20 protein-coding genes are annotated in these 25,703 nt (G+C 64.7%); 9 read left to right on the top strand and 11 right to left on the bottom strand.

Going from position 1 to position 25,703, the window contains the following annotated elements; genetic code table 11:
- Window positions 1-6 precede the first annotated feature (6 nt).
- Window positions 7-897 (top strand): phosphoenolpyruvate mutase, encoded by an 891-nt coding sequence (gene aepX / locus NMG10_RS15545; protein WP_254464649.1) that lies wholly within the window; start codon window positions 7-9, stop codon window positions 895-897.
- A gap of 43 nt (window positions 898-940) precedes the next feature.
- Here the strand turns inward: aepX and NMG10_RS15540 are convergent, their stop codons facing one another.
- The 4 genes from NMG10_RS15540 to NMG10_RS15525 form a co-directional block, all read right to left on the bottom strand.
- Window positions 941-1,825: a LysR family transcriptional regulator gene (locus NMG10_RS15540; RefSeq protein WP_254464648.1), complete on the bottom strand. Its 885-nt coding sequence runs from the start codon at window positions 1,823-1,825 to the stop codon at window positions 941-943.
- A 165-nt stretch (window positions 1,826-1,990) separates the two neighbouring features.
- A complete protein-coding gene (locus tag NMG10_RS15535; protein WP_254464647.1) occupies window positions 1,991-2,872 on the bottom strand; it encodes a carboxylate/amino acid/amine transporter in 882 nt (293 codons plus the stop codon).
- 337 nt (window positions 2,873-3,209) lie between these two features.
- Window positions 3,210-3,809 (bottom strand): FMN-dependent NADH-azoreductase, encoded by a 600-nt coding sequence (locus NMG10_RS15530; protein ID WP_254464646.1) that lies wholly within the window; start codon window positions 3,807-3,809, stop codon window positions 3,210-3,212.
- A 111-nt stretch (window positions 3,810-3,920) separates the two neighbouring features.
- Window positions 3,921-4,235 carry a 3-phosphoglycerate kinase gene (locus tag NMG10_RS15525; RefSeq protein ID WP_110739155.1) on the bottom strand — a complete coding sequence of 105 codons (315 nt, stop codon included), beginning with the start codon at window positions 4,233-4,235 and terminating at the stop codon, window positions 3,921-3,923.
- A 50-nt stretch (window positions 4,236-4,285) separates the two neighbouring features.
- On the opposite strand from NMG10_RS15525, the gene NMG10_RS15520 reads away from it, so the two are divergent.
- The 4 genes from NMG10_RS15520 to NMG10_RS15505 are packed head-to-tail and all read left to right on the top strand — an operon-like array spanning window position 4,286 to window position 8,470.
- Window positions 4,286-5,209, top strand: coding sequence for a LysR family transcriptional regulator (locus NMG10_RS15520; RefSeq protein WP_028693074.1), 924 nt, complete (start codon window positions 4,286-4,288; stop codon window positions 5,207-5,209).
- A 13-nt stretch (window positions 5,210-5,222) separates the two neighbouring features.
- Window positions 5,223-6,035 (top strand): alpha/beta fold hydrolase, encoded by an 813-nt coding sequence (locus tag NMG10_RS15515; RefSeq protein ID WP_050706799.1) that lies wholly within the window; start codon window positions 5,223-5,225, stop codon window positions 6,033-6,035.
- Entirely contained in the window at window positions 6,029-6,586 is a 558-nt protein-coding gene (locus NMG10_RS15510) for a peptidylprolyl isomerase (protein WP_254464645.1), read from the top strand. Before NMG10_RS15515 ends, NMG10_RS15510 begins: the two co-directional genes overlap by 7 nt.
- A gap of 51 nt (window positions 6,587-6,637) precedes the next feature.
- Window positions 6,638-8,470: an ABC transporter ATP-binding protein gene (locus NMG10_RS15505; protein ID WP_203651420.1), complete on the top strand. Its 1,833-nt coding sequence runs from the start codon at window positions 6,638-6,640 to the stop codon at window positions 8,468-8,470.
- A gap of 155 nt (window positions 8,471-8,625) precedes the next feature.
- On the opposite strand, the gene NMG10_RS15500 is transcribed toward NMG10_RS15505, so the two are convergent.
- Window positions 8,626-9,753, bottom strand: coding sequence for a GNAT family N-acetyltransferase (locus NMG10_RS15500; RefSeq protein WP_254464644.1), 1,128 nt, complete (start codon window positions 9,751-9,753; stop codon window positions 8,626-8,628).
- Between the two features lie 239 nt (window positions 9,754-9,992).
- On the opposite strand from NMG10_RS15500, the gene NMG10_RS15495 reads away from it, so the two are divergent.
- Window positions 9,993-11,237 carry a putative porin gene (locus NMG10_RS15495; RefSeq protein ID WP_050706803.1) on the top strand — a complete coding sequence of 415 codons (1,245 nt, stop codon included), beginning with the start codon at window positions 9,993-9,995 and terminating at the stop codon, window positions 11,235-11,237.
- Window positions 11,238-11,445: 208 nt separating this feature from the next.
- On the opposite strand, the gene NMG10_RS15490 is transcribed toward NMG10_RS15495, so the two are convergent.
- The 4 genes from NMG10_RS15490 to NMG10_RS15475 all read right to left on the bottom strand — a co-directional run bounded on the left by NMG10_RS15490 (window position 11,446) and on the right by NMG10_RS15475 (window position 17,556).
- Window positions 11,446-12,567, bottom strand: coding sequence for a beta-ketoacyl-ACP synthase III (locus NMG10_RS15490; RefSeq protein ID WP_254464643.1), 1,122 nt, complete (start codon window positions 12,565-12,567; stop codon window positions 11,446-11,448).
- A gap of 219 nt (window positions 12,568-12,786) precedes the next feature.
- Window positions 12,787-16,692 (bottom strand): ATP-dependent RNA helicase HrpA, encoded by a 3,906-nt coding sequence (hrpA, locus tag NMG10_RS15485; RefSeq protein ID WP_254464642.1) that lies wholly within the window; start codon window positions 16,690-16,692, stop codon window positions 12,787-12,789.
- A gap of 105 nt (window positions 16,693-16,797) precedes the next feature.
- Window positions 16,798-17,046 carry a hypothetical protein gene (locus tag NMG10_RS15480; RefSeq protein WP_203651406.1) on the bottom strand — a complete coding sequence of 83 codons (249 nt, stop codon included), beginning with the start codon at window positions 17,044-17,046 and terminating at the stop codon, window positions 16,798-16,800.
- 12 nt (window positions 17,047-17,058) lie between these two features.
- On the bottom strand, window positions 17,059-17,556 hold the full coding sequence (locus tag NMG10_RS15475) for a hypothetical protein (protein ID WP_203651403.1): 498 nt from the start codon (window positions 17,554-17,556) through the stop codon (window positions 17,059-17,061).
- 456 nt (window positions 17,557-18,012) lie between these two features.
- On the opposite strand from NMG10_RS15475, the gene NMG10_RS15470 reads away from it, so the two are divergent.
- Both NMG10_RS15470 and NMG10_RS15465 read left to right on the top strand, forming a co-directional pair.
- Window positions 18,013-19,377, top strand: a complete 1,365-nt coding sequence (locus NMG10_RS15470) for a glutamine synthetase family protein (RefSeq protein WP_254464641.1) — start codon at window positions 18,013-18,015, stop codon at window positions 19,375-19,377.
- Window positions 19,378-19,406: 29 nt separating this feature from the next.
- Window positions 19,407-20,714: an FAD-binding oxidoreductase gene (locus NMG10_RS15465; RefSeq protein ID WP_254464640.1), complete on the top strand. Its 1,308-nt coding sequence runs from the start codon at window positions 19,407-19,409 to the stop codon at window positions 20,712-20,714.
- 150 nt (window positions 20,715-20,864) lie between these two features.
- Here the strand turns inward: NMG10_RS15465 and fadD1 are convergent, their stop codons facing one another.
- Both fadD1 and fadD2 read right to left on the bottom strand, forming a co-directional pair.
- Entirely contained in the window at window positions 20,865-22,562 is a 1,698-nt protein-coding gene (gene fadD1 / locus NMG10_RS15460) for a long-chain-fatty-acid--CoA ligase FadD1 (protein ID WP_203651400.1), read from the bottom strand.
- Between the two features lie 298 nt (window positions 22,563-22,860).
- On the bottom strand, window positions 22,861-24,549 hold the full coding sequence (fadD2, locus tag NMG10_RS15455; protein WP_254464639.1) for a long-chain-fatty-acid--CoA ligase FadD2: 1,689 nt from the start codon (window positions 24,547-24,549) through the stop codon (window positions 22,861-22,863).
- A 201-nt stretch (window positions 24,550-24,750) separates the two neighbouring features.
- On the opposite strand from fadD2, the gene NMG10_RS15450 reads away from it, so the two are divergent.
- Entirely contained in the window at window positions 24,751-25,695 is a 945-nt protein-coding gene (locus tag NMG10_RS15450) for an alpha/beta hydrolase (RefSeq protein ID WP_110739167.1), read from the top strand.
- Window positions 25,696-25,703: the final 8 nt, after the last annotated feature.

The following is a 25,703-nucleotide window of genomic DNA, read 5'->3' as shown; positions in this document are numbered from 1 at the left end:
AGGCATATGAACGTGATCAAGCGTGACGCGCGCATCGACCTGCGCCAGTTGTTCAGTGAAAAAGCCTGCCTGCGGGTACTCGAGGCACACAGCCCGATCTCGGCCATGCTGGCCAAGAGCGTGCGCCTCGGCGCCGGCGACAGCAGCCTGGGCTACGATGCCATCTGGTCCAGCTCGCTGACCGACTCGACCCAGCGCTGCCTGCCGGACATCGAGATCCTCTCGCCCAGCGACCGCCTGGAACGACTGAACGAAATCCTCGCGGTCTGTGACCTGCCGCTGATCTACGACGCCGACACCGGCGGCAAGATCGAGCATTTCGCCATCCATGTGCAGTGGCTGGCCCGCGCCGGGGTGTCGGCGATCGTCATCGAGGACAAATGCGGGCTGAAGAAAAACTCGCTGTTGGGCCTGAGCGTGCACCAGGAGCAGGAAACCATGGAGCACTTCTGCGACAAGATCAGGGTCGGCACCCAACATCGCCTGGGGGGCTCGATGATGATCTTCGCCCGCTGCGAGAGCCTGATCCTGGAAAAAGGCCTGGATGACGCGCTCGCACGCTGTCGCGCCTACACCGAGGCCGGCGCCGACGGCATCATGATCCACAGCCGCAAGAGCACGGGCGAGGAGATCCTCGCATTCGCCCGCCGCTTCAAGCAGACCCATCCGCACACACCCCTGGTCTGCGTGCCGACCAGCTACCCGCAACTGACCTTCTCGTGCCTGGCCGATGCCGGTTTCAATGCGGTGATCTACGCCAACCACATGCTGCGCGGCGCCTACTCGGCCATGCGCCAGGTCGCCACCAGCATTCTCGAGCACGACCGGGCCTACGAGATCGAGCCGGCCTGCATGCCCATCGATGAAATCCTCAGCCTGGTGCCCGGCACACGATGACCGACCCATCGGGGCCGCAACGCGGCCCCTTTGCCGGGTTTGCTCAGGCGGCGCTCAGGTAGGAAACCAGTTCGGTGACATGCCGCGGCATGCGCTCGAAATGCCTGACCAGCATCATGTGCTGCTGGCGCGCCCAGCTTTCATCGAGGCGTCGGGCCACCAGGCCACAGCCATCGAGATAAGGCTGCACCGCCGCATCCGATGCGATACCGATACCGACGCCTTCGGCAATCATCCGGCAAAGCGACTCGGCGCCGGACACCTTGATCCTGAACTGGGCCGCGAGGCCATCGATATCGGCCTGCTGCTCGATCAGACGGCACAGTGCACTGTCGGTCGCCAACCCGACCTGCGGGTGGCGCAGCACGTCGCCCAGGCGCAATGAGGCGCTGGCGGCCAATGCATGATGCCTGGGCAGCACCGCCACGTAGTTGAGCACTGGCAGGGCGATCGAGGCGCAACCCTCCACAGGGTCGCTGCCGAGCACCACGCCCATGTCAACGGCGCCCTCGCGAATGCCGCGAACGATATCCCCGGCCGTGCGTTGCTGCAGGTCGATGGCGACATTGGCGTGATCGGCGAGATAGCGTACCAGCCGGCGCTGGGTCGACTCGAATGCGCTGAAGCCTGCGACATACATGCGCATGCTTGCTCCGTCAGGCTCTTCGCGGTGGTCGAATTCGGCCTTGAGCACTTCCAGCTGGCGCAGGATCTTGCGGGCATGGATCAACAACCGCTGACCTGCCAGGGTCAGCACCAGCCCTTTGTGCTGGCGATGAAAAAGCCCCTCGCCAAGCTCGGTTTCCATCGACTTGATGCGCATGCTGGCGGCTCCAGGCGAGAGGCATGCACGCTTGGCGCCCTGGGTCAGGCTGGGGGACTCGGCGATCTTGATGAACAGTTTCAGGTCGGTCAGGTCAAGGTTCACGGTCTCTTCCTTGTAGTGTCAGGCAAATCCATTGTCGGAACGGGCGATCTTGAGCCGCCTGTGTCCATCTTGCCTGCCACCGTCGGCCGGGCAAAGCCTGCCTTGGTATTGCCTCCGTGAATGACGAAGGCGCCCATGCGGGCGCCTTCGTCTTGCGCAGATACCTCAGCGCGACGAGGCGGCCCCCGGCAGCCCTGCACGCGGACCGCCCAAACGGCTCAACCACACCGACGCGAGGATCACCATACCGCCAATGGCCAGGCGCCCGAGCGGTTCGTCCTGGTTCCAGATCAGCAGGTTGAGCAGCAAGCCCACCGGCACATGCAGGTTGTTCATCACCGCCAGGGTACCGCCGGAGACCAGGCAGGCGCCCTTGTTCCACCAGTACAGCCCCAGCGCCGTCGGACACAGGCCCAGGAACAGCAGCACCAGCCACTGGGTGTCGGAACTCGGCAGGTGCTGGGCATTGCCGAACAGCAGGAAGGCCGGCAACACCACCAGCAACGCGCCCAGGTAGAAATAGCCGAACCGGCGGTAGTGAGGCAGGTCGCTGGGGTGGCGGGCCACCAGGTGGCGGTACAGCACCTGGCCGGCAGCGTAGGTGAAGTTGGCCAGTTGCAGCAGCAGGAAACCGATGAAGAACTCGCCGGTGACCGTGTCGAAGCGGATCACCGCCGCGCCGGCCACCGCCACCAGGGCGGCGAGCAGCGCCCAGGGGTTGAAGCGCCGGTTTAGGGCATCCTCGATCAAGGTGACATGCAGCGGGGTGAGGATGGTGAACAGCAGCACCTCCGGCACCGTCAGCACGCGGAAGCTGAGGTACAGGCAGACATAGGTGATGCCGTACTGCAGCGCGCCGATCAGCAGCATCGAGCGCATGAAGCGCGGCTCGACCTGGCGCCAGCGGGTCAGCGGCAGGAACACCAGGCCGGCCAGGACAACGCGGGCCAGTACGGCGAAGTAGCTGTCGACATGGCCGGCCAGGTATTCGCCGATCAGGTTGAAGGAGTACGCCTGGATCAGCGCGACGATTATCAGGTAGCCCATGGTTGGCCCTCGTGGATCAAGGCGGGGACCTTAGCGGGTTGGACCTGGGCAGTTCAACCATGGGATTTTGGGGGTGCTCGTGGACGTCTCCCCTTTCTCTTCGCGCGCTTCCCCGTGTAGGAGCGGCCTTGTGCCGCGAAAGGGCTGCGTAGCGGCCCCAGGATTTCAGTATCGAGCAGAAATCGCCGGGGCCGCTTTGCGGCCCTTTCGCGGCACAAGGCCGCTCCTACAGGAGGCGTGCCGTCCTCACAGGCATAAAAAAAGCCCGGCCATCACTTGGCCGGGCAGGCACACCCAAAGGAGCAACAAGGTGTCAGGGTTGGGAATTCTTCGCGATTCAGGCCACCGCAGCCAGCCTGGCCTTGGCCTGGTTCAGGCCCTTCTCGTGGAACTCGCCGCTCATGTTCAGGCCCTCGGCGTGGATGAAGTCCACATCGTGGATGCCGATGAAGGCCATCACCTGGCGCAGGTAGGGTTCCTGGTGGTCACTGCTGGCACCGGCATGGATGCCGCCGCGGGCGGTCAGGACGATGGCGCGCTTGCCGTTGAGCAGGCCCTGCGGCCCGGTCGGGGTGTACTTGAAGGTGATGCCGGCGCGCAGCACGTGGTCCAGCCAGGCTTTCAAGGTACTGGGGATGGTGAAGTTGTACATCGGCGCGGCCATCACCAGCACGTCGGCAGCCAGCAGTTCGTCGGTCAGCGCGTTGGAACGCTCCAGCGCGTCACGCTCGGCGGCGCTACGCTGCTCCTCGGGCTTCATCCAGCCGCCGAGCAGGTTGGCGTCCAGGTGCGGCACGGGGTTCACGGCCAGGTCGCGCAGCTTGATCTCGTCAGCCGGATGCGCCGCTTGCCATTGCTGGATGAAGTCCAGGGTCAGTTGACGGGAAACGGAATCCTGCTGGCGGGCGCTGCTTTCGATGATCAGTACGCGGGACATGGGGTGCCTCCATCGGCGGTAAAGGGTGGCGATTCGATGGAGGTGAGATTAGTGGTTGACCTATCGATAAAAAAGCGTAAAAAGTGGGATCAACCTATCGATTAATCTGTTTTATTGCGCTTTGCAGTCGAGCACGATGCGCAGCTTGATGATCTGCCGGTTGAACTTGGCGGTGACATCCACGCTCCTGCCGGCGGGCACATTGACCCGGCGCACCCGTGGCGCCTCGGGGCCGTTGCGGAAAGTGACCTTGCACGCCGCCGGCACCTGCCCATAGTTGTTGAGGCTGATCGAGCCAATGTCGTAGGCCGTGTCGTAGGCGGTGTAGTCGACCTTGACCCCGGTCAGGTCCTTTTCCACATCGATCGGGTATGCCATGGCCCCGAGGGGCAGGCACAACAGCAAAGCCGCACAACATTTCTTCATACGGGCGCTCTCCTTGGGAAGAGCGCAGCTTAGGACAACAGGAGCCCTGGATGAAAGCACCGCGCGTTACCCTGGATCAGTGGCGGACCCTGCAGGCAGTGGTCGACCACGGTGGGTTCGCCCAGGCCGCCGAGGCCCTGCACCGTTCGCAGTCGTCGGTGAGCTACACCGTGGCGCGGATGCAGGAGCAGCTGGGCGTGCCATTGCTGCGCATCGATGGGCGTAAGGCGGTGCTGACCGAGGCCGGCAGCGTGCTGCTGCGCCGTTCGCGGCAACTGGTCAAGCAGGCCAGCCAGCTGGAAGACCTGGCCCACCACATGGAACAGGGCTGGGAGGCCGAAGTGCGCCTGGTGGTCGACGCCGCCTACCCCAGCGCCCGCCTGGTGCGCGCTCTGGCCGCCTTCATGCCGCAGAGCCGCGGCTGCCGGGTACGCCTGCGCGAAGAGGTGCTGTCCGGGGTCGAGGAAGTGCTGCACGAAGGCATCGCCGACCTTGCCATCAGCAGCTTCAACATCGGCGGCTACCTGGGCACCGAACTGAGCCCGGTGGAGTTCATCGCCGTCGCCCACCCCGAGCACGCCCTGCACCGCATGGGCCGCGAGATCACCTTCCAGGACCTGGAAAGCCAGCTGCAGGTGGTGATCCGCGACTCGGGCCGGGCACAGCCGCGCGATGTCGGCTGGCTCGGCGCCGAGCAGCGCTGGACGGTCGGCAGCCTGGGCACTGCGGCGACCTTCGTCGGCAGCGGCCTGGGCTTTGCCTGGCTGCCCCGGCACATGATCGAGCGCGAGCTGCGCGAAGGCGTGCTCAAGCCCCTGCCGCTGGATCAGGGTGGCAGCCGCCATCCACTGTTCTACCTTTACTCGAGCAAGGAAAAGACCCTGGGCCCGGCCACGCAGATCCTCATCGAACTGCTGCGCAACTTCGACACCGCGCCGCTGGACGTGCCCTTCGCAGCCCCCCCGCAAGCCTGAGAGGACCGCGCCCATGGCCTGTTTCGAACATGACGGATGCCTGCTGCATTACCAGGAACACGGCCAGGGCGAGCCCCTGGTGCTGCTGCACGGGCTGGGCTCGAGCAGCCAGGACTGGGAACTGCAGGTACCCGAGCTCAGCCGCCAGTACCGGGTGATCCTCATGGACATCCGCGGCCACGGGCAATCGTCCAAGCCACGCAAGGGCTACCAGATAAAGACCTTCAGCGAGGATCTGCTGGCCCTGCTGCGCCATCTGGACACCGGCCCGGTGCACTTCGTCGGCCTGTCCATGGGCGGCATGCTCGGTTTCCAGTTCGCCGTCGACCACCCCGACTGGCTGCGCAGCCTGTGCATCGTCAACAGCGCCCCCGAGGTCAAGCGCCGCACCCGTAGCGACTGGATCTGGTGGCTCAAGCGCTGGGGCCTGGCGCGCCTGCTCAGTGTCGAGACCGTCGGCAAGGGCCTGGCCGCGCGGCTGTTCCCCAAGCCGGAGCAGGCCGAACTGCGGCGCAAGATGGCCGAGCGCTGGGCGCGCAACGACAAACGTGCCTATTTGAAAAGCTTCGACGCCATCGTCGACTGGGGCGTGCAGGAACGCATCGGCCAGATCCGCTGTCCCACCCTGGTGATCGCCGCCGACCACGATTACACACCGATACAACTGAAGGAGCGTTACGTCGCCCTGATGCCCAATGCCAGACTGGCGGTCATCGACGATTCGCGGCACGCTACGCCCCTGGATCAACCTGAAGTCTTCAACCGTACCGTGCTGCAGTTCCTCGCAGCCGCTTCCACCTCTCAAGGATCTTTGAGCCCATGCTGAAAAAACTTCTGCTCACCGCCTGCTCGGTCGCCTTCGCCACCAGCGTCATGGCCTCCGACAAGACCCCGCACGTTGAGCTGGTCACCAGCTTTGGCAAGATCGAGATCGAGCTGAACGCAGAAAAAGCGCCGCTCAGTACCAAGAACTTCCTCCAGTACGTGGACAGCGGCTTCTACAACAACACCATCTTCCACCGCGTGATCCCGGGCTTCATGGTCCAGGGCGGCGGCTTCACCGACCAGATGGTGCAGAAGAGCACCCAGGACCCGATCCGCAACGAGGCGAGCAACGGCCTGCAGAACACCCGCGGCACCTTGTCCATGGCCCGTACCTCCGACCCGAACTCGGCCACCAGCCAGTTCTTCATCAACGTCGCCGACAACGATTTCCTCAACCCGGGTCGCGACCGTGGCTACGCGGTGTTCGGCAAGGTCACCAAGGGCATGGAGGTGGTCGACCAGATCGTCAACTCGCCGACCACCGTCAAGAAAGGCATGCGCGATGTACCGGCGGATCCGGTCTACATCAAGTCGGCCAAACGCATCGACTGATCCCGCGCCACACAGGGACGTGAGTCGGGTCGAACAGGAGTGTCGTCACCCATGCTGTACCGTCGTTTCGAGCAGTTGATCGACATTTTCCGCGAGGCGCCCAGCGAGGCGCCTCCCGGCAAGGTCTGGCCCTTCTATCTCTACTACCTGCGCCAGGTGTGGCCAAGCTTCCTCGCCCTGCTGATCGTCGGCCTGATCGCCTCGCTGATCGAGGTGGCGCTGTTCAGCTACCTGAGCCGGATCATCGACCTGGCCCAGGGCACGCCCAACGCCAATTTCTTCAGCGAGCACAGCGGCGAGCTGATCTGGATGCTGGTGGTGGTGCTGGTGCTGCGGCCGGTGTTCTTCGGCCTGCATGACCTGCTGGTGCACCAGACCATCAGCCCGGGCATGACCAGCCTGATCCGCTGGCAGAACCACACCTACGTGCTCAAGCAGAGCCTGAACTTCTTCCAGAGCGACTTTGCCGGGCGCATCGCCCAGCGCATCATGCAGACCGGCAACTCCCTGCGCGATTCGGCGGTGCAGGCAGTGGACGCGCTGTGGCACGTGCTGATCTACGCCATCAGTGCGCTGGTGCTGTTCGCCGAGGCCGACTGGCGGCTGATGCTGCCGCTGCTGGTGTGGATCGCCTGCTACATCGGTGCGCTGTACTACTTCGTGCCACGGGTGAAGGAGCGCTCGGTGATCTCCTCCGACGCCCGCTCCAAGCTGATGGGGCGCATCGTCGATGGCTACACCAACATCGCCACGCTCAAGCTGTTCGCCCACACCGACTACGAGCAGCAGTACGCCCGCGAGGCGATCAGCGAGCAGACCGAGAAGACCCAGCTGGCCTCGCGGGTAATCACCAGCATGGACGTGGTGATCACCTCGCTGAACGGCCTGCTGGTGGTCAGCACCACCGGCCTTGCCCTGTGGCTGTGGAGCCAGTCGCTGATCAGCGTCGGCGCCATCGCCCTGGCCACCGGCCTGGTGATCCGCATCGTCAACATGTCCGGCTGGATCATGTGGGTGGTCAACGGCATCTTCGAGAACATCGGCATGGTCCAGGACGGCCTGCAGACCATCGCCCAGCCGGTCACCGTCAGCGACAGGCCCAATGCCCCGGCGCTCAAGGTCAGCCGCGGCGCGGTGCGCTTCGACCATGTCGATTTCCACTACGGCAAGGGCGGCAAGGTGATCGATGCCCTGAACCTGGACATCCGCCCTGGCGAGAAGATCGGCCTGATCGGCCCTTCCGGCGCCGGCAAGTCGACCCTGGTCAACCTGCTGCTGCGCCTGTACGACATCGACAGCGGGCGCATCCTCATCGACGGCCAGGACATCGCCGAGGTCAACCAGGCCAGCCTGCGCGCGCAGATCGGCATGATCACCCAGGACACCTCGCTGCTGCACCGCTCGATCCGCGACAACCTGCTGTACGGCCGGCCGCAGGCCAGCGACGAGGAGGTCTGGGAGGCGGTGCGCCGGGCCCGGGCCGACGAGTTCATCCCGCAGCTGTCCGATGCCCAGGGCCGCACCGGCTTCGACGCCCATGTCGGCGAGCGTGGCGTCAAGCTCTCCGGCGGCCAGCGCCAGCGCATCGCCATTGCCCGGGTACTGCTGAAGAACGCGCCGATCCTGATCATGGACGAGGCGACCTCGGCACTGGATTCGGAGGTCGAGGCGGCGATCCAGGAAAGCCTGGAGACGCTGATGCAGGGCAAGACGGTAATCGCCATCGCCCACCGCCTGTCGACCATCGCCCGCATGGACCGGCTGATCGTGCTGGACAAGGGGCATATCGTCGAAAGCGGCAGCCATGCCGAGCTGCTGGCACAGCGCGGGTTGTATGCGCGGTTGTGGCATCACCAGACCGGGGGGTTTGTCGGCGTCGACTGAGTTGAAGGGGTCCCTTGTAGGAGCGGCCTTGTGCCGCGAAAGGGCTGCGTAGCAGCCCCAGGATTTCAGCGTTGACGCAAAGATCGCCGGGGCCGCTTTGCGGCCCTTTCGCGGCACAAGGCCGCTCCTACAGGGATAGCGTGTGGCCAGTCACTTCAAACCTGGCGATACGGCAACATCCCCCGCGCCTCGTCGGCGTAGGCCATCACTCCTTCGCGCTCCTGACGCAAAAAGTCAGCGACCGCCCGGTGCAACCCCGGGTGCAGCAGGTAATGCCACGACCGCGTGATCACAGGCTCGAACCCGCGAATCAGCTTGTGCTCGCCCTGGGCACCGGCATCGAAGCGTTGCAGGCCTTCGCCAATCGCGAAGTCCATGCCCTGGTAGAAACAGGTCTCGAAATGCAGGCGGTCGAATTCGTCCAGGCACCCCCAGTAGCGGCCATACAGGCTGTCGCCTCCCACCAGACTGAAGGCCATCGCCACCTCGCGCCCTTGCTGCCGGGCAATCACCACGCGAATCGCCTCGGGCATGCGCTCGGCCACCAGGCTGAAGAATTCGCGGGTCAGGTACGGCGCTCGGCGTCGCACAGCGTAGGTGTTGGCATAGCAGCGGTAGACGAAGTCCCACTGCGCCTCACTCAGTTCATCACCGCGGTACCAGGCGAAGTCGATCCCCTGCCCCGCCACTTGCTCGCGCTCCTTGCGCATCTGCTTGCGCTTGCGTGAGCTGAGGATGTCGAGAAAATCCTGGAAGTCCCGATAATCCCGGTTGCGCCAGTGGAACTGGCAGCCCAGGCGCTCCAGCCAGCCCGGCTGGCCGGCAATGGCCGCGTCCAGCACGCTGTCGGTGAAATTGATGTGCGCCCCCGACAGCCCCCCCTTGTCCAGGTACTCGGGAATCGCCTGCAACAGCAGCAGGCCGTCGGCAGGATCGGTGGCCAGCAGACGCGGCCCGGCGACCGGGCTGAACGGCACCGCGCCGAGCAGCTTGGGGTAGTAGGCGATGCCCGCCCGCTCGCAGGCATCGGCCCAGCCATGGTCGAACACATACTCGCCGAACGAATGCCATTTGCGGTACGCCGGCAGCAGCGCCCGCACCTCGCCATCGCGCTCCAGCACCAGGTGTTCGGCGGCCCAGCCGGTGTCGGGTACCACACTGCCACTGTCTTCCATGGCACTGAGAAAGGCGTGACGCAGGAACGGCTGGCCGTCGGGCACCAGCGCGTCCCAGGTGGTCGCCGGCAGGTCGCGCAGGTGGGCAAGGCTGTGAAGGCTGATCACGGTTGCAACTCGCTATGGACAGGGCGCCAGTATTGCCAAAGCCGCCGTGACACACAAATGACGGCCGGTTTACTTAACAACAGTGCCACTATTCAGACATTATTCTGTCATTCCCCCCCGCAATACTTGCGCCTGTTTTCCGGAACCCCAGAACCTGTCTACACAGGCCCTTTCCGAAGACATGCCAACTCGGGGGCGGGCGCTTGAGCCTCCCCACTTTTTCCAACAGGGAGAACCTTATGCGTCTTGTTTCTACACTTACCGGAGTGAGCCTCACCGGCATGATGCTGGCTCTGAGTACTCCGGCCAGTGCTGCTGTCGACGCCAAGCTGCTCGAAATACTCCGCGCCAACGGCTCGATCAACCAGGCGCAGTACACCGAACTGCAGGGCGACCTGGCAAAGGAAACCAAGGAAAAGGCCGACCAGAAAGCCCAGTCCGAGCGCCTGAGCTCCTTCGAACAAAAAGTGGCATGGGCCGCCAAGACCCAGATCAAGGGTGACGTGCGCCTGCGCTACGAAGACGTCAACGTCGACAACCCCAACAGCCGCAGTGGCAACCAGGACCGCGAGCGTGTGCGTGCCCGCGTCGGTTTCTACAGCGAGATCAACCCGCAGGTCGACGCCGGCATTCGCGTGGCCACCGGCAGCAGCTCGGACGCCCGCTCGACCAACCAGAGCCTGGACAACTACTTCGACAAGAAATCGCTGTGGGTGGACCTTGCCTACCTCGACTGGCACCCGACCGCCGTGCCGAACCTGCACCTGATCGGCGGCAAGATGCTGCAGCCGTGGGTGAGCATGGGCGACATCATCTGGGACAGCGACATCAACCCGGAAGGCGTGGCCGTCACCTACAAGACCAACCTGGGCGGCGCCGAAGTGTTCGGCAGCGCCGGTCACTACACCCTCAAGGACAACGTCGACGGCGACGGCGTGCAGTTCAAGCACGACGCGCAGCTGTACCACGGCCAGTTGGGCACCAAGTTCAACCTGGCTGACAGCGTCAAGGTCACCGTCGGCGGCAGCCTCTACGGCTTCGACAACGACAAGAAGTCGGCCGTGCTGCGCAGCTTCGGCAACACCACCACCGAGTTCAACCTGGCTGAAGGCTTTGGCCAGGTGGACTTCACCGGCTTCGCTATCCCGCTGTCGGCCTATGGCCAGTTCGTCAAGAACACCGACAGCACCGACGGCGAGGACAAGGCCTGGCTGGCGGGTCTGAAGACCAAGCTGGGCGCCTGGAGCCTGGACTACAACTACCGCGACGTGCAGCGCAACGCCGTGGTCAGCCTGTTCACCGACTCCGACTTCGGCGCCGGCTTTACCGGTTCGCGTGGCCACAAGTTCAAGGTCGGCTACGAGATCGACAAGAACTTCTCGCTGGGCGCGGCCTACCTGATGGCCAAGACCGACCTGTCGCAGCTGCCGAACAACAATGCTGACGTCGATACCCTGCAGGTCGACCTGGAAGCCAAGTTCTAAGCGCTACGCTCCCTTGCTCCACCCTGAAGCGGGAAATGCCGACCCCATCCGGCATTTCCCGCTTTTTTTGCCTGTCAGAAAGCTGGGGGCTGCTTTGCAGCCCTTTCGCGGCACAAGGCCGCTCCTACAGGGAAATGCGGTCCCCTGTAGGAGCGGCCTTGTGCCGCGAAAGGGCCGCAAAGCGGCCCCAGCTTTCTCGAACTGATAATCAGCGCTTGCGCAGCACCACACTACCAATCGAATAGCCAGCACCGAACGAACTCAGTACGCCAAGCGACCCTTTGGCCAGGTCATCCTGATACAGGTGGAAGGCAATCACCGACCCCGCCGAACTGGTGTTGGCATAGCGATCCAGGATCACCGGCGCATCTTCCTCGGCCACTTCACGCCCCAGCAGTTTCTTGACGATCAGGTGGTTCATGCTCAGGTTGGCCTGGTGCAGCCAGAAGCGCTTGACGTCCGACGGTTGCAGATCGTTCTCGGCCAGGTGCTTGCCGATCAGCTCGGCGACCATCGGGCAGACTTCCTTGAACACCTTGCGGCCTTCCTGCACGAACAGCTTGTCGCGAGCACCGATGCCCTCTTCCGCCGCGCGGTTGAGGAAGCCGAAGTTGTTGCGGATGTTGTTGGAGAACGCCGTCAGCAGCTTGGTGCTGACGATGTCGAACTGGTGTTCGGAGGTGGCCAGGTCGGCACGCTCGACCAGCACGGCGGTGGCGGCATCGCCGAAGATGAAGTGGCTGTCGCGGTCACGGAAGTTCAGGTGGCCGGTGCAGATTTCCGGGTTGACCACCAGCACGGCGCGCGACTGGCCCAGCTGCACGCTGTTGGCGGCGGTCTGGATACCGAAGGTGGCCGACGAGCAGGCCACGTTCATGTCGAAGGCGAAGCCCTGGATACCCAGTGCCTGCTGCACTTCGATGGCGATGGCCGGGTATGGGCGCTGCAGATTGGAACAGGCGACGATCACCCCGTCGACATCGGCGGCGGTGCGCCCGGCACGCTCCAGGGCCTGGCGGGCGGCGGCCACGCCCATCTCGCAGAGGATCGATTGTTCGTCGTTGCCGCGCTCAGGCAAGCGCGGCTTCATGCGCTGCGGATCAAGAATGCCGACCTTGTCCATGACGAAGCGGCTCTTGATACCCGAGGCCTTCTCGATGAAGGCGGCGTCGGACAGCGGCGCCGCCTCGACCTCGCCACGCTCGATGGCGGCGGCGTTGTCACGGTTGAAACGCTGTGCCCAGGCGTTGAAGGATTCCACCAGTTCTTCGTTGGAAATGCTTTGGGCCGGGGTGTACAGGCCGGTGCCGCTGATGACGACGTTGTGCACGGTCGTTCCTCTGGTCTGGGGCCATCGCCACAAGGCGCTGGCCGGAATAAGGGCAACTTAATGGCACCTTGGTACCAATTTTGAGGCGAGGGCTGAGCCCTCGTTCGCGGCGCAAGGCCGCTCCTACAGAATCGGCGTTCTCCTGTAGGAGCGGCCTTGTGCCGCGATCGGCCACACAGCGGCCGCAAATTCCTGCAAGTTTGCCACAACTTTGGGAGCTTAGGCTTCCACCTGACTCCACTGTTTGCTCAGTCGCTTGTCGGAAACCGCCACCTTCGTCCCCAGTTGCTGGGCAAACAACGACACCCGGTATTCCTCCAGCAGCCAGCGGTACAGGGTCAGTTGCTCATCGCGCTTGCCTTCCTGGGCATGCTTGTCGGCGCGGGCCTGGTACTGCGCCCAGCAATTGGCCAGCTCGGCGCTCCACACCCGGTCCTTCTGCACCTGCGAACCCAGCTTCTCCAGACGCAGTTCCACCGCCTTGAGATAACGCGGCAGCTCCTTGAACCAGGCACCCGGCGTCTCCCGCACGAAGCCCGGGTACACCAGGTTGGCCAGCTGCTGCTTGATGTCGTTGAGCGCCACCGCCTGGCTCAGGTCGATCTTGCCCTTGAAGCGCTTCTGCAGGCCATGCCACAGCTTCAGCACCTCCAGGGTCAGGCGGGCCAGGCGCTCGGCGTGCTCGGTCCAGTTGCCGCGCTTGCGTTCGGCCAGCGAGGCCAGGCCCGCGCCATCACGCGGCAGTGGGTCTTCGCCTTCCAGCACACAGCTGTCGAGGCTGGCCAGGAGGATATCCTCGACCAGTGCCTCGATTCGGCCCAGTTCACGGTACAACAGCCCCAGTTCGGTCAGCCCCGGCAGCTTGCCGCGCAGGAACTTGGCCGGTTCCGCCAGCTGTTGCAGCAACAGGCGCTGCAAGGCGCGACGGTGCTGGAACTCGGCTTCGGCCTGGGTCGAGAAACGCCCTTCGCGTACCATGCCGTTGTCCTCGACCAGCGCCGGGTAGACCGTCATCGACAGCCCGGCGATCTTCTGCTGGGCGGTCTGCGCCACCTGCGCGAAGGCCTTGGCCTGTACCGGCTGCTCGGCCTTCTCGCTGCGCGGCAGGGCCAGCGCCGCCTGGCTGGCGGCGGCGAAGCGGGCGGTCAGCTCGGCGAGGTCGCGGCCTTCGCCAAGGAACTTGCCCTGGGCATCGACCACTTCGATGTTCATGCGCAGATGGCCCTCGACCAGCCCGGCCGCTTCCGCCCAGGCCTCGTCCGACACCCGCGCCCCGGTCATGCGCAGCAACTCCTGGCCCAGGGCCTGCGGCAATGCCCCCTGGCCGAACGCCAGGCGCGACAGGGCCGCCTTGACGAAGTCGGGCACCGGCACGAAGTTCTTGCGCAGGGCCTTGGGCAGGTTGCGCACCAGGGCGATGCACTTGGCCTCCAGCAGGCCGGGCACCAGCCATTCCAGGCGCTCGCCCGGCAGGTTCGGCAACAACGGCGCCGGCACCCGCACGGTCACGCCGTCACGCGGGTGGTTCGGCTCGAAGTGATAGCTCAGCGACAGGCGCAGCTCGCCCACCTGCAGGTGGTCGGGATACTGCGCGGCGGTGACCTCGCTGGCCTCGCGGGCGAGCACGTCCTCTTCGCGCATGATCAGCAGGTTCGCATCCTTCTGGCTGTTCATCCGGTACCAGCTGTCGAAGGTCGCGGTCTGGTGGATCTCCTCGGGCAGGCGCGCCTCGTAGAAGGCGTACAGCGTCTCCTCGTCGGCAAGAATGTCGCGCCGGCGGGCCTTGGCCTCCAGCTCGTCGAGCTGCTCGAGCAGGCGCTTGTTGGCCGCCAGGCACTTGGCCCGGGACTGGATCTCGCCACCGACCAGGCCGTCGCGGATGAACAGCTCACGGGAAGTGACCGGGTCGATGGGGCCAAAATGCACCGGCCTGCGACCGACCAGGATCAGCCCGTAGAGGGTGATCTGCTCGTAGGCCACCACCTGGCCGCGCTTCTTCTCCCAGTGCGGTTCGAAGTGGTTCTTCTTGATCAGGTGGGTGGCCAGCGGCTCGATCCAGTCCGGCTCGATCTTGGCCACCATGCGCGCATACAGCTTGGTGGTTTCCACCAGCTCGGCAGCCATCACCCACTGCGGGCGCTTGCGACCGATGCCTGAAGAGGGGTGAACCCAGAAGCGCCGCTGACGCGCGCCCTGGTAGTCGCCCTCTTCGGTCTTCTGGCCGATCTGGCTGAGCAGGCCGCTGAGAATCGCCTTGTGCAGGGGCTGGTAGTCGCAGGCGTCCTTGTTCACCGCCAATTGCAGGTCGCGGCAGATCAGCGCCAGCTGGCGGTGGGCGTCGCGCCACTCGCGCAGGCGCAGGTAGTTGAGGAAGTTCTTGCGGCACCAGTTGCGCAGCGGGCTGGCGGTCAGCGCCTGGCGCTGCTCCTCGAAGCCGCGCCACAGGTTGACCAGCGCGGCGAAGTCGGAATCGACATCCTTCCACTGCGCGTGCGCCTGGTCGGCGGCCTGCTGGCGCTCCGGCGGGCGCTCGCGCGGGTCCTGCACCGACAGCGCGCTGGCGACGATCAGCACTTCCTGCAGGCTGCCCTGACGGGCGCCTTCGAGCAGCATGCGACCCAACCGTGGATCGATCGGCAGGCGCGCCAGCTGGCGGCCCAGTGGTGTCAGCTGGTTCTCGCGGTTGACCGCCGACAGCTCCTGCAACAGGTTGAAGCCGTCGCTGATGGCCTTGCCATCCGGCGGCTCGATGAACGGGAAGGCGTCGATCGCGCCCAGGCGCAGGTGCAGCATCTGCAGGATCACCGCGGCCAGGTTGGTGCGCAGGATCTCCGGATCGGTGAACGCCGGGCGGCCGTTGAAGTCGTCCTCGCTGTACAGGCGGATGCAGATGCCCGGCTCGACACGCCCGCAGCGGCCTTTACGCTGGTTGGCGCTGGCCTGGGACACCGCCTCGATGGGCAGGCGCTGGACCTTGGCGCGGTAGCTGTAGCGGCTGATGCGCGCGGTGCCGCTGTCGATCACGTAGCGGATGCCCGGCACGGTCAGCGAGGTTTCGGCGACGTTGGTCGCCAGCACCACGCGCCGGCCGCTGTGGGACTGGAAGATTCGCTGCTGCTCGGCCGGCGACAGCCGCGCATACAGCGGCAGGATCTCGGTGTGGCGCAGCTGCGCCTTGCGCAGGATCTCGGCGGCGTCGCGAATCTCGCGCTCGCCGGGCAGGAACACCAGCACATCGCCCGGGCCCTTGCCCTGGCTGCGTTCGTGCTGGGCAATCTCATCGAGGCTGGCGAGGATCGCCTGGTCGACGGAAAGGTCCTCCTCGACCTGGTTGCCCTCCTCGTCGTGCTCGCTGGTCAGCGGCCGGTACCAGGTTTCCACCGGGTAGGTGCGCCCGGACACTTCGATGATCGGCGCGCCGTCGAAGTGCTTGGAGAAGCGCTCCAGGTCGATGGTCGCCGAGGTGATGATCAACTTCAGGTCCGGGCGGCGGTGCAGCAGGGTCTTGAGGTAGCCGAGCAGGAAGTCGATGTTCAGGCTGCGCTCATGAGCCTCGTCGACGATGATCGTGTCGTAGCGCTCGAGGAAACGGTCGTGCTGGGTTTCGGCCAGCAGGATACCGTCGGTCATCAGCTTGACCAGGGTGTTCGAATCGCTCTGGTCCTCGAAACGCACCTGGTAGCCGACCAGCGCCCCCAACGGCGTGCCCAGCTCCTCCGCGACCCGCGCCGCCACGCTGCGCGCGGCGATCCGCCGGGGCTGGGTGTGGGCGATCAGGCCATGGCTGCCGCGGCCCAGCTCCAGGCAGATCTTCGGCAGCTGGGTGGTCTTGCCGGAACCTGTCTCGCCGGCGATCACCAGCACCTGGTGCTCGGCCAGGGCCTTCTTGATCTCGTCGCGCTTGGCGGCGATCGGCAGGCTGTCGTCGTAGCGAATGCTCGGCACGCTCTGCTGGCGCGCGGTGACCTGGGCGCAGGAGGCCTGGACCTTTTCCACCCACTGCGCGAGCTTGCCCTCGTCGGGGCGCTTGCGCAGCTCGTGCAATTGCCGGCGCAACCGATGGCGGTCGGCGATCATGGCGTGGTCGAGGTTCTTCAGCAGTTGGTCGATGGCGTGGTCTGTCATGGGACTTTTTAATGATGCAGGCGAGTGCTGCTTTTTCATGATCGGCAGGCGTAAGAGGCGGGATTGTCGCAGATTTGCGAAATCGATGCTGCCTGTGCCCGCCGTTCAGTCGCGGTCACGCTCGAAATAGCGGGAGCGCTTGAACAACAACGGGGTAGCAATTGCCACGAAAAAAGCTGACCAGCCAATACCATCAAGTTGCAGGAACTGCTCTTCACCCAGTTGATTACAGGCGGTAATCCCCGTGACGTTGAAGACGATATAGAGAAGAAACCTGATGCACCTTGACCGGCATGCCCAGTCGACCAACGTGCCGACCACGAGGGCATAGCAAATACCATAAAGTACCCACATATCCGCTCCCCTTCAGATAATCAACATCAGGCTGCTGGATTGGGGACCAATACCGCCTTTCACGGTTGCTGACAGCGATGCCAGTACATCCCCAGCATGAAAAGTAGGAATCTTATTCTGAATCAACCACGCCACAGCTCCGGTGGCGGCGATCCCTGCGACCGCCGCCGCAGGCCCACCTGCCATTGCTAGCGCGACATCCGCCGTCGCTTTACCCGCTGCGGTACTGAAAATGCCCGAAACCCTGTACCTCTGCTGATTGAGGCTGTCCCCCTGCTGGCGAGTTAACGGCCGCGATACCGCAACCGTCATCAGGCAAGGCCGCTGCCCTGCCAGCATCCGGTCGTAAAGCTCCGCCATTTTTTCAACGACCCGATAGTGCCCGGCATGCACCCATGGCAGGCCCGTTTGCCGGATTTGGCAACATTCTCCTGGCTGGATGATGAACTCGCTGACATCGAAGACGATCGCGTGATGGGCGATTACCTGATAAGTCCTTTGCGCTTGCATGGCGATCCCTGACCATTCCTACAAAGAAAGGGACTTTCACCGCTGGCGCGCCACCTGCCAATTAGCCTAGGTCCGATAAAACTGTGGGAAGCTTCCTAAGCTGCTGCAACGCGGCGGGCAGACCTTGCCAATGTTTAGCTGCTACCGGAATGAACGTCGCCATTCACTGCTTTAATCAACCTTACAGGCCATGTGAGTATCCAGGGATGCTTCCCGACCCGATGATCGCCCGCCCGCTGCCCCACCCTTCGCTGCCGAAGGCCCGGGCCCGTGCCGGTGAAAATCCGTTGGTCCATATCATCCTGGCGTTCTGGGCCCTATGGCACTGCCGTCACGCGCGCCCACCGGACACTTCGCTCACGCACTCCTGACCCGACCCGGCCATCCTCTGGCCGATTGACTCAGCCTGACCGCTCGCCTGCGCGGCGGTCACGTGTGCCCCAGAGCGAATCCACCATGCACTTTGCCCCCGCAGAGCAAGCCAGGCGTTTCCTGGCCGACAACCCCGATATCGACCTGATCGAGCTGTTCATCCTCGACGCCAACGGCGTCCCCCGCGGCAAGCTGCTGCACCGCGAGGAGCTGCTGGCGGTGTTCGAAAGCGGCCGCCCGCTGCCCAGCACCATCCTCGGCCTGACCCTCAATGGCGACGACGTGGAAAACTCGGGCCTGGTCTGGGACGTCGGCGACATCGACTGCCGCGCCTACCCGCTGGACGGCAGCTTGGTGCGCCTACCCTGGCGCCGGGTGCCGACCGCCGCCGTGCAGGTCAGCATGCACCCCAGCGAAGGCCTGCCGGCCAGCGTGGCCGATCCGCGCCATGTGCTGCTGCGGGTGATCGACGCACTCAAGGCCGATGGCTTCCACCCGGTGATGGCCTGCGAACTGGAGTTCTACCTGCTCGACCAGCAGCGTGATGCCCATGGCCGGCCGCAGCCGGCGTTGGACAGCGACGGCGGCCGCCCACGCGGTACCCAGGTCTACGGCTTGCGCGAGCTGGAGCAGATCGAACCCTTCCTCGCAGACCTCTATGCCGCCTGCAAGGCCCAGGGCATTCCGGCCCGCACGGCGATCTCCGAGTACGCGCCCGGCCAGGTGGAGATCACCCTGGAGCACGGCGACGCGCTCCAGGCCATGGACCAGGCCGTGCGCTACAAGCGCCTGGTCAAGGGCATCGCCAACGCCCATGGCATGCAGGCCTGCTTCATGGCCAAGCCGTTCGCCCAGCTGGCCGGCACCGGCATGCACATGCACCTGAGCCTGGCGGACGCCGCCGGCAACAACCTGTTCGCCAGCGAGGACAAGGCGGGCACCCCGCTGCTGCGCAAGGCGGTGGCCGGCATGCTGCGTCACCTGCGCGAATCGCTGCTGCTGTTCTGCCCCAACGCCAACTCGTTCCGCCGCTTCCAGGCCAACAGCTATGCACCGCTGGCGCCGACCTGGGGCGTGGACAACCGCACCGTCAGCCTGCGCGTGCCCGGCGGCCCGGCAGCCAGCCGGCATATCGAGCACCGCATCTGTGGCGCCGACGCCAACCCCTACCTGGCCGCCGCCGCGATCCTCGCCGCCACCCACCAGGGCATCCGTGAACAACTCGATCCCGGCGCCCCGGTCGAAGGCAACGGCTACGCCCAGGCCACCGAACACCTGCCCACCGACTGGCTGACCGCCCTCGAGGCCCTGGAGCGTTCGACCTGGGCCCGGGAGACGCTGGGCGAAACCTTCCTCGGCGTCTACCTGAAGGTCAAGCGCGCCGAGTACCGCCAGTTCATGGCCGAGGTCGGCGAGCAGGACTGGCGTTGGTACCTGCACCAGGCCTGATGCCCACGAGATTACAAGAAGGAACAAGCATGAACGCAGCAGTGAACAACGGCCCGGCCCAGCGCGCGCCGTCCTATTACAGCGCCACCCTCAACGACACCACCGAATACCCCACGCTCAAGGGCACGGTGCAGGTCGACGTGGCGATCATCGGCGGCGGCTTCACCGGCGTGGCCACCGCGGTGGAACTGGCCGAGCGCGGCCTGAAAGTGGCCATCGTCGAGACCAACCGCATCGGCTGGGGCGCCAGCGGGCGCAACGGCGGCCAGGTCACCGGCAGCCTGTCGGGCGACGAGGCCATGCGCACGCAGATGCGCGACCGGCTGGGCGCCGAAGTGGACGATTTCATCTGGCACCTGCGCTGGCGCGGCCACCAGATCATCGAGCAGCGCGTCGAGCGCTACGGTATCCAGTGCGACCTCAAGCGCGGCCACCTGCACGCGGCGATGAAACCGTCGCACATGAACGAACTGCGCGCCTTCGAGGCCGAGGCCCAGCGCCGCGGCATGGGCGACCAGGTGCAACTGCTCGACCGCAGCGCCATGCAACATCATCTGCAGAGCCCGCTGTACCTCGGCGCGCTGAAGAACCGCCGCAACCTGCACCTGCACCCGCTCAACCTGTGCCTGGGCGAGGCCCGCGCCGCCCACGGGCTGGGCGCCCTGCTGTTCGAAAACTCCGAGGTGCTGGAGATCGTCCACGGCCCGCGCCCGGCGGTGGTCACCGCCCAGGGACGGATCGAGGCACGCCAGGTGATGCTGGCCGGCGATGTCTATCACAAGCTGGAAAAGCGCCAGCTCAAGGGCAAGATCTTCCCGGCCATGGGGGGCATCGTCACCACCGCGCCGCTGGGCGAGCTGGCCGAGCAGATCAACCCGCAGGACCTGGCGGTGTACGACTGCCGTTTCGTCCTCGACTACTACCGCCTGACCGCCGACAAGCGCCTGCTGTTCGGCGGCGGCGCCAACTACTCCGGGCGTGATTCACGGGACATCGAAGGCGAGCTGCGCCCGTGCATCGAGCGCACCTTCCCGGCGCTCAAGGGCGTGCCGATCGAGTTCCAGTGGAGCTGCGCCATGGGCATCGTGGTCAACCGCATCCCGCAGCTGGGCAAGCTGTCGGACAACGTCTGGTACTGCCAGGGGTATTCCGGGCACGGCATCGCCACCAGCCACATCATGGGGGAGATCATGGCCGAGGCGCTGACCGGGACGCTGGAGAAGTTCGATACCTTTGCCGGGTGCAGGCATATCAAGGTGCCGATGGGCGACCTGCTGGGCAATCCACTGCTGGCGGCGGGGATGTGGTACTACCAGATGCAGGAAAAGCTGCGTTGAGCCGCAACCTCTCTGTAGGAGCGGCCTTGCGCCGCGAAAGGGCTGCAAAGCAGCCCCAGGATTTCAGCGGCAACGCATCAATCGATGGGGGTGCTTCGCACCCCTTTCGCGGCGCAAGGCCGCTTCTACATCGATCGTGCAGGCTGCGGATCAGGCGATCTTCTTCAGACCCTGCTTCTTCAGCTCTTCGTCGCGCAGCTCGCGGCGCAGGATCTTGCCGACGTTGGTGGTCGGCAGCGCGTCGCGGAACTCGATGGCCTTGGGCACCTTGTAGCCGGTGACGTTGGCGCGCATGTGCTCCATCACCTGCTCCTTGGTCAGGGTCATGCCCGGCTTGACCACGATGAACATCTTGATCACCTCGCCGGATTTTTCGTCCGGGACGCCAATGGCCGCGCACTGCAGCACGCCCGGCAGCGCGGCGAGCACGTCTTCGAGCTCGTTGGGGTACACGTTGAAGCCGGACACCAGGATCATGTCCTTCTTGCGGTCGACGATGCGCATATAGCCGTCCGGCTGGATCAGGGCGATGTCGCCAGTCTTCAGCCAGCCATTGCTGTCGATGATCTCGGCGGTGGCATCTTCACGCTGCCAGTAGCCCTTCATCACCTGCGGCCCCTTGATGCACAGCTCGCCCACCTCGCCCAGGGGCAATTCCTGGCCGTTGTCGTCGATGATCTTGCACAGGGTGGACGGCACCGGGATGCCGATGGTTCCCAGCTGGTTGGCCGAAGTCGGGTTGACCGCCGCCACCGGGCTGGTCTCGGTCATGCCGTAGCCTTCGCAGATGGCGCAGCCGGTCACCGTCTTCCAGCGCTCGGCCACGCTCTGTTGCAGGGCCATGCCGCCGGACAGGGTGATCTTCAGCGCCGAGAAGTCGAGGTTGCGGAACGTCTCGTTGTTGCACAGGGCGACGAACAGCGTGTTGAGGCCGACGAAGCCGCTGAACTTCCACTTGCCCAGTTCCTTGACCATGGCCGGCAGGTCGCGCGGGTTGCTGATCAGCACGTTGTGGTTGCCGATGAGCATCATGGCCATGCAATGGAAGGTGAAGGCGTAGATGTGGTACAGCGGCAGCGGGGTGATGAGGATCTCGCACCCTTCGTGCAGGTTCGAACCCATCAGCGCGCGGCACTGCAGCATGTTGGCGACCAGGTTGCGGTGGGTAAGCATCGCGCCCTTGGCCACGCCGGTGGTACCGCCGGTGTACTGCAGCACGGCGACATCGCCGGACTGCGGGTTGGCCTCGGTCACCGCGCCGCCCTTGCCCAGCGCCAGGGCATCGTTGAAGCGCACGGCGCCCGGCAGGTGGTAGGCCGGCACCATTTTCTTCACGTACTTGATGACGCTGTTGATCAACAGGCGCTTGAGAGGTGGCAACAGGTCGGCCACTTCGGTGACAATGACATGTTTGACCTGGGTCTTGGGCACTACCTTTTCCGCCAGGTGCGCCATGTTGGCCAGGCACACCAGGGCCTTGGCCCCGGAATCGTTGAACTGGTGCTCCAGCTCCCGCGCGGTGTACAGCGGGTTGGTGTTGACCACGATCAGGCCGGCGCGCATGGCGCCGAACACGGCGACGGGGTACTGCAGGACGTTGGGCAGCTGGACCGCGATGCGATCACCCGGCTTCAGGTCGGTGTGCTGCTGCAGCCAGGCGGCGAAGGCGCCGGACAGGGTGTACAGCTCGCCGTAGGTGATGGTCTTGCCCAGGTTGCTAAAGGCAGGTTTGTCGGCAAAGCGTTGGCAGGATTGCTTGAGTACCGCCTGGATATTGGGGAATTCGTCAGGATTGATGTCCGCCGTGACCCCGGCTGGGTACTTATCCTTCCAAAAATGTTCGATCATGGAAGCCCGCTCCTTCAGCAACAGCGAATTCGGTACGCGTCGATGCGCTTATTATTGATATGAGAGGCCGGCTCATTGCAAACCGGATCCTCCGAAAGCGCGCCGAGAGTAACAGCTTTGCAAGGGGTCGCCTAGAGGTCGAAATGGGCCGACAGGTCACAAAAATGACTCAATGAACAATACAGGTCATTTTTAGAGTAATTATACAAAATGTCGCGAATCCGCCTGAAAGCCCTGCCCTAGAGAGGGCCTGCGGGAACGGCGTTGCGCTGATCCCACAGGATTGGATTAGCCACCGTCAGGCGATATCGCGCAACTCCCGGCGCAGGATCTTGCCCACTGGAGTCATCGGCAGCGATTCGCGCAACACGATGTGCTTGGGCACCTTGTAGCCGGTGAAGTTGGTCTTGCAGAACGCCTTGAGCTCATCGACGCTCACCCCACCCGCACGCGGCACCACGAACAGCTTCACCGCCTCGCCGGTGCGCTCGTCCGGCACGCCGATCACCGCGCAGCTGGCCACCTGCGGATGGCCCATCACCACATCCTCGATCTCGTTGGGATACACGTTGAAGCCCGAGACAATGATCATGTCCTTCTTGCGGTCGACGATGCGGGTGAAACCGTCCGGATCGATGACGGCGATGTCGCCAGTCTTCAGCCAGCCTTCGCCATCCAGTACCTGGGTGGTGGCCTCCACCTGCTGCCAGTAGCCTTTCATCACCTGCGGCCCCTTGATGCACAGCTCGCCACGCTCGCCCAGCGGCTGCTCGTGGCCTTCATCGTCGATCACCTTGAACGCCGTGCCGGGCACCGGCAGCCCCACGGTGCCCAGGCGCGCCAGCTGGCCATAGGGGTTGGTGCTGGCCGCCGGCGAGGTTTCGGTCAGGCCGTAACCTTCGACAATGCGGCAACCGGTGAGGGCCTCCCAGCGTTCGGCGGTGGCCTTGACCAGCGCGGTGCCACCGGAGTTGGTGATCTTCAGCGCGGAGAAATCCAGCGACTTGAAGCCCGGGTGGTCCATCAGCGCGACGAACAGCGTGTTCAGGCCCACCAGCGCCGAGAACCGCCACTTGCCCAGCTCCTTGATGAAACCGGGAATATCCCGGGGGTTGGTGATCAGTACGTTGTGGTTACCGGTCACCATCATGCACATGCAGTTCGCGGTGAAGGCATAGATGTGGTACAGCGGCAGCGGCGCGATCATCACCTCCTGCCCTTCCTTGATCAGCGGCTGGCCATCGGGGCCGTGCTGACCGAAGCAGGCCAGCACCTGGAGCATGTTGGCCACCAGGTTGCCGTGGGTGAGCATGGCGCCCTTGGCCAGCCCGGTGGTGCCGCCGGTGTACTGCAGCACCGCGATGTTCTCCAGGGTTTGTGCCACCGGCCTGTGAGTGAGCCCGCGCTCCTGGCGCAGCACCTGCTTGAACGACACGGCCTGGGGCAACTGGTAGGCCGGCACCATCTTCTTCAGCTTGTCGACCACGGTGTTGACCAGCCAGCCCTTGGCCGTCGGCAGCAGGTCGCCCATCTTCGCCTCGATCAGGTACTCGATGCCGGTATCGGGCAGCACCTCCTGCACGCGCTTGCCGAACATGTTCAGGTACACCAGGGCTCGGGCGCCGGAGTCCTTGAACTGATGGCGCATCTCGCGCTCGGTGTACAGCGGGTTGGTGTTGACCACGATCAGGCCGGCGCGCATGGCGCCGAACACCGCAATGGGGTATTGCAGGACATTGGGCATCTGCACCGCGATGCGGTCGCCCGGCACCAGTTCGGTGTGCTGTTGCAGCCAGGCGGCGAAGGCGGCCGAATGACGCTCGAGGTCGGCATAGCTAAGGGTGACCCCGAGGTTGCTGTACGCCGGGCGGTCGGCGAAGCGTTTGCAGCAGCGCTCGAAGACGTCGACGACGGACGTGTAGACATTCATGTCAATGGTGGAAGGTACGCCCGCGGCGCGCTTGTCGTTCCAGAAATCGGCTTGCATTTATTGTTGTTCCTCTACCGGGACATTCCTGACCTATTCGCCTGCTGGCAAAAAGGTGTTCAGCCGACGTTAGCAGCTCTGTCGAAGGTGGCAAATACGCCAAGTGCCGCCATTAACATTGTGAATCTCTTTTCCGCCCTTCCTGCAATCGATGGCTTTGCGCATACACTGTTGGGCAACCTCCGCGCGCAAGGACCCGCCATGCCCCACGACGCCTTCTGGCTCCCCGCCAGCGAGCATTGCAGCCTTTATGTCCACCAATGGCTGCCGGCCACACCGGTCAAGGCCGTGGTGCTGCTGGCCCATGGCATGGCCGAGCATGCCGGGCGCTACCAGCGCCTGGGCCATGCGCTCAACGCGGCCGGCTACGGGCTGCTCGCCCCCGACCTGCGCGGCCACGGCCGCACCGCTGAACTGGGCAGCCTGGGCCTGTTCGCCCGGCAAAATGGCTGGAATGCCGTGCTCAACGACCTGGGCCTGCTGGCCCAGCACATCGGCCAGCAGTTTCCGGGAACCCCGCTGTTCCTGTTCGGCCACAGCATGGGCAGCTACATCGGCCAGGCCTACCTGCTGCACCACAGCGCCAGCCTGCAGGGCGCGATCCTCAGCGGTTCGAACTTCCAGCCGGTGGCGCTGTACCGCGCGGCGCGCCTGATTGCCCGTCTCGAGGCCTGGCGCCAGGGCCCGCTGGGCAAGAGCGCGCTGATCGACTGGCTGTCGTTCGGCTCGTTCAACAAGGCGTTCAAGCCCAACCGCACCGCTTTCGACTGGCTCAGCCGTGATGCCGCGGAGGTGGACAAGTACATCGCCGATCCGCTGTGCGGCTTTCGCTGCAGTAACCAGCTGTGGCTCGACCTGCTGCAGGGGTTGGCGCAGATCAGTCAGAAGAAGAACCTGGCGCAGATCGATCCGAACCTGCCGATCTTCGTGCTGGGCGGCGAATGTGATCCGGTGAGTGCCGGCAAGCGTCTCACCCATCTGGCCGACGCCCTGCGCGCGACCGGCAACCGTCATGTACAGTTGCGCATCTACCCCGGCGCACGCCACGAAGTGCTCAACGAAACCCATCGCGACGAGGTCACCGCCGAGATCATCGGCTGGCTGGAGCAGGCGCTGGCCCTTGGCCGCCCTGCCCGCAGTGAATGATCGGCAGC

Source organism: Pseudomonas sp. DVZ6 (genome assembly GCF_024259445.1).
Taxonomy (GTDB): Bacteria; Pseudomonadota; Gammaproteobacteria; order Pseudomonadales; family Pseudomonadaceae; genus Aquipseudomonas; species Aquipseudomonas peradeniyensis.
The sequence above is the reverse complement of the archived record's forward strand: the minus strand, read 5'-3'. Positions and strand labels throughout refer to the sequence as shown.

Coding starts and splice junctions, on each gene's coding strand:
- NMG10_RS15505 (WP_203651420.1), top strand. CDS start 6,638: ATGCTGTACCGTCGTTTCGAGCAGTTGATCGACATTTTCCGCGAGGCG.
- NMG10_RS15470 (WP_254464641.1), top strand. CDS start 18,013: ATGCACTTTGCCCCCGCAGAGCAAGCCAGGCGTTTCCTGGCCGACAAC.
- NMG10_RS15510 (WP_254464645.1), top strand. CDS start 6,029: ATGCTGAAAAAACTTCTGCTCACCGCCTGCTCGGTCGCCTTCGCCACC.
- NMG10_RS15465 (WP_254464640.1), top strand. CDS start 19,407: ATGAACGCAGCAGTGAACAACGGCCCGGCCCAGCGCGCGCCGTCCTAT.
- NMG10_RS15475 (WP_203651403.1), bottom strand. CDS start 17,556: ATGCAAGCGCAAAGGACTTATCAGGTAATCGCCCATCACGCGATCGTC.
- NMG10_RS15515 (WP_050706799.1), top strand. CDS start 5,223: ATGGCCTGTTTCGAACATGACGGATGCCTGCTGCATTACCAGGAACAC.
- fadD2 (WP_254464639.1), bottom strand. CDS start 24,549: ATGCAAGCCGATTTCTGGAACGACAAGCGCGCCGCGGGCGTACCTTCC.
- NMG10_RS15480 (WP_203651406.1), bottom strand. CDS start 17,046: ATGTGGGTACTTTATGGTATTTGCTATGCCCTCGTGGTCGGCACGTTG.
- NMG10_RS15520 (WP_028693074.1), top strand. CDS start 4,286: ATGAAAGCACCGCGCGTTACCCTGGATCAGTGGCGGACCCTGCAGGCA.
- hrpA (WP_254464642.1), bottom strand. CDS start 16,692: ATGACAGACCACGCCATCGACCAACTGCTGAAGAACCTCGACCACGCC.
- NMG10_RS15525 (WP_110739155.1), bottom strand. CDS start 4,235: ATGAAGAAATGTTGTGCGGCTTTGCTGTTGTGCCTGCCCCTCGGGGCC.
- NMG10_RS15450 (WP_110739167.1), top strand. CDS start 24,751: ATGCCCCACGACGCCTTCTGGCTCCCCGCCAGCGAGCATTGCAGCCTT.
- NMG10_RS15530 (WP_254464646.1), bottom strand. CDS start 3,809: ATGTCCCGCGTACTGATCATCGAAAGCAGCGCCCGCCAGCAGGATTCC.
- fadD1 (WP_203651400.1), bottom strand. CDS start 22,562: ATGATCGAACATTTTTGGAAGGATAAGTACCCAGCCGGGGTCACGGCG.
- NMG10_RS15495 (WP_050706803.1), top strand. CDS start 9,993: ATGCGTCTTGTTTCTACACTTACCGGAGTGAGCCTCACCGGCATGATG.
- aepX (WP_254464649.1), top strand. CDS start 7: ATGAACGTGATCAAGCGTGACGCGCGCATCGACCTGCGCCAGTTGTTC.
- NMG10_RS15535 (WP_254464647.1), bottom strand. CDS start 2,872: ATGGGCTACCTGATAATCGTCGCGCTGATCCAGGCGTACTCCTTCAAC.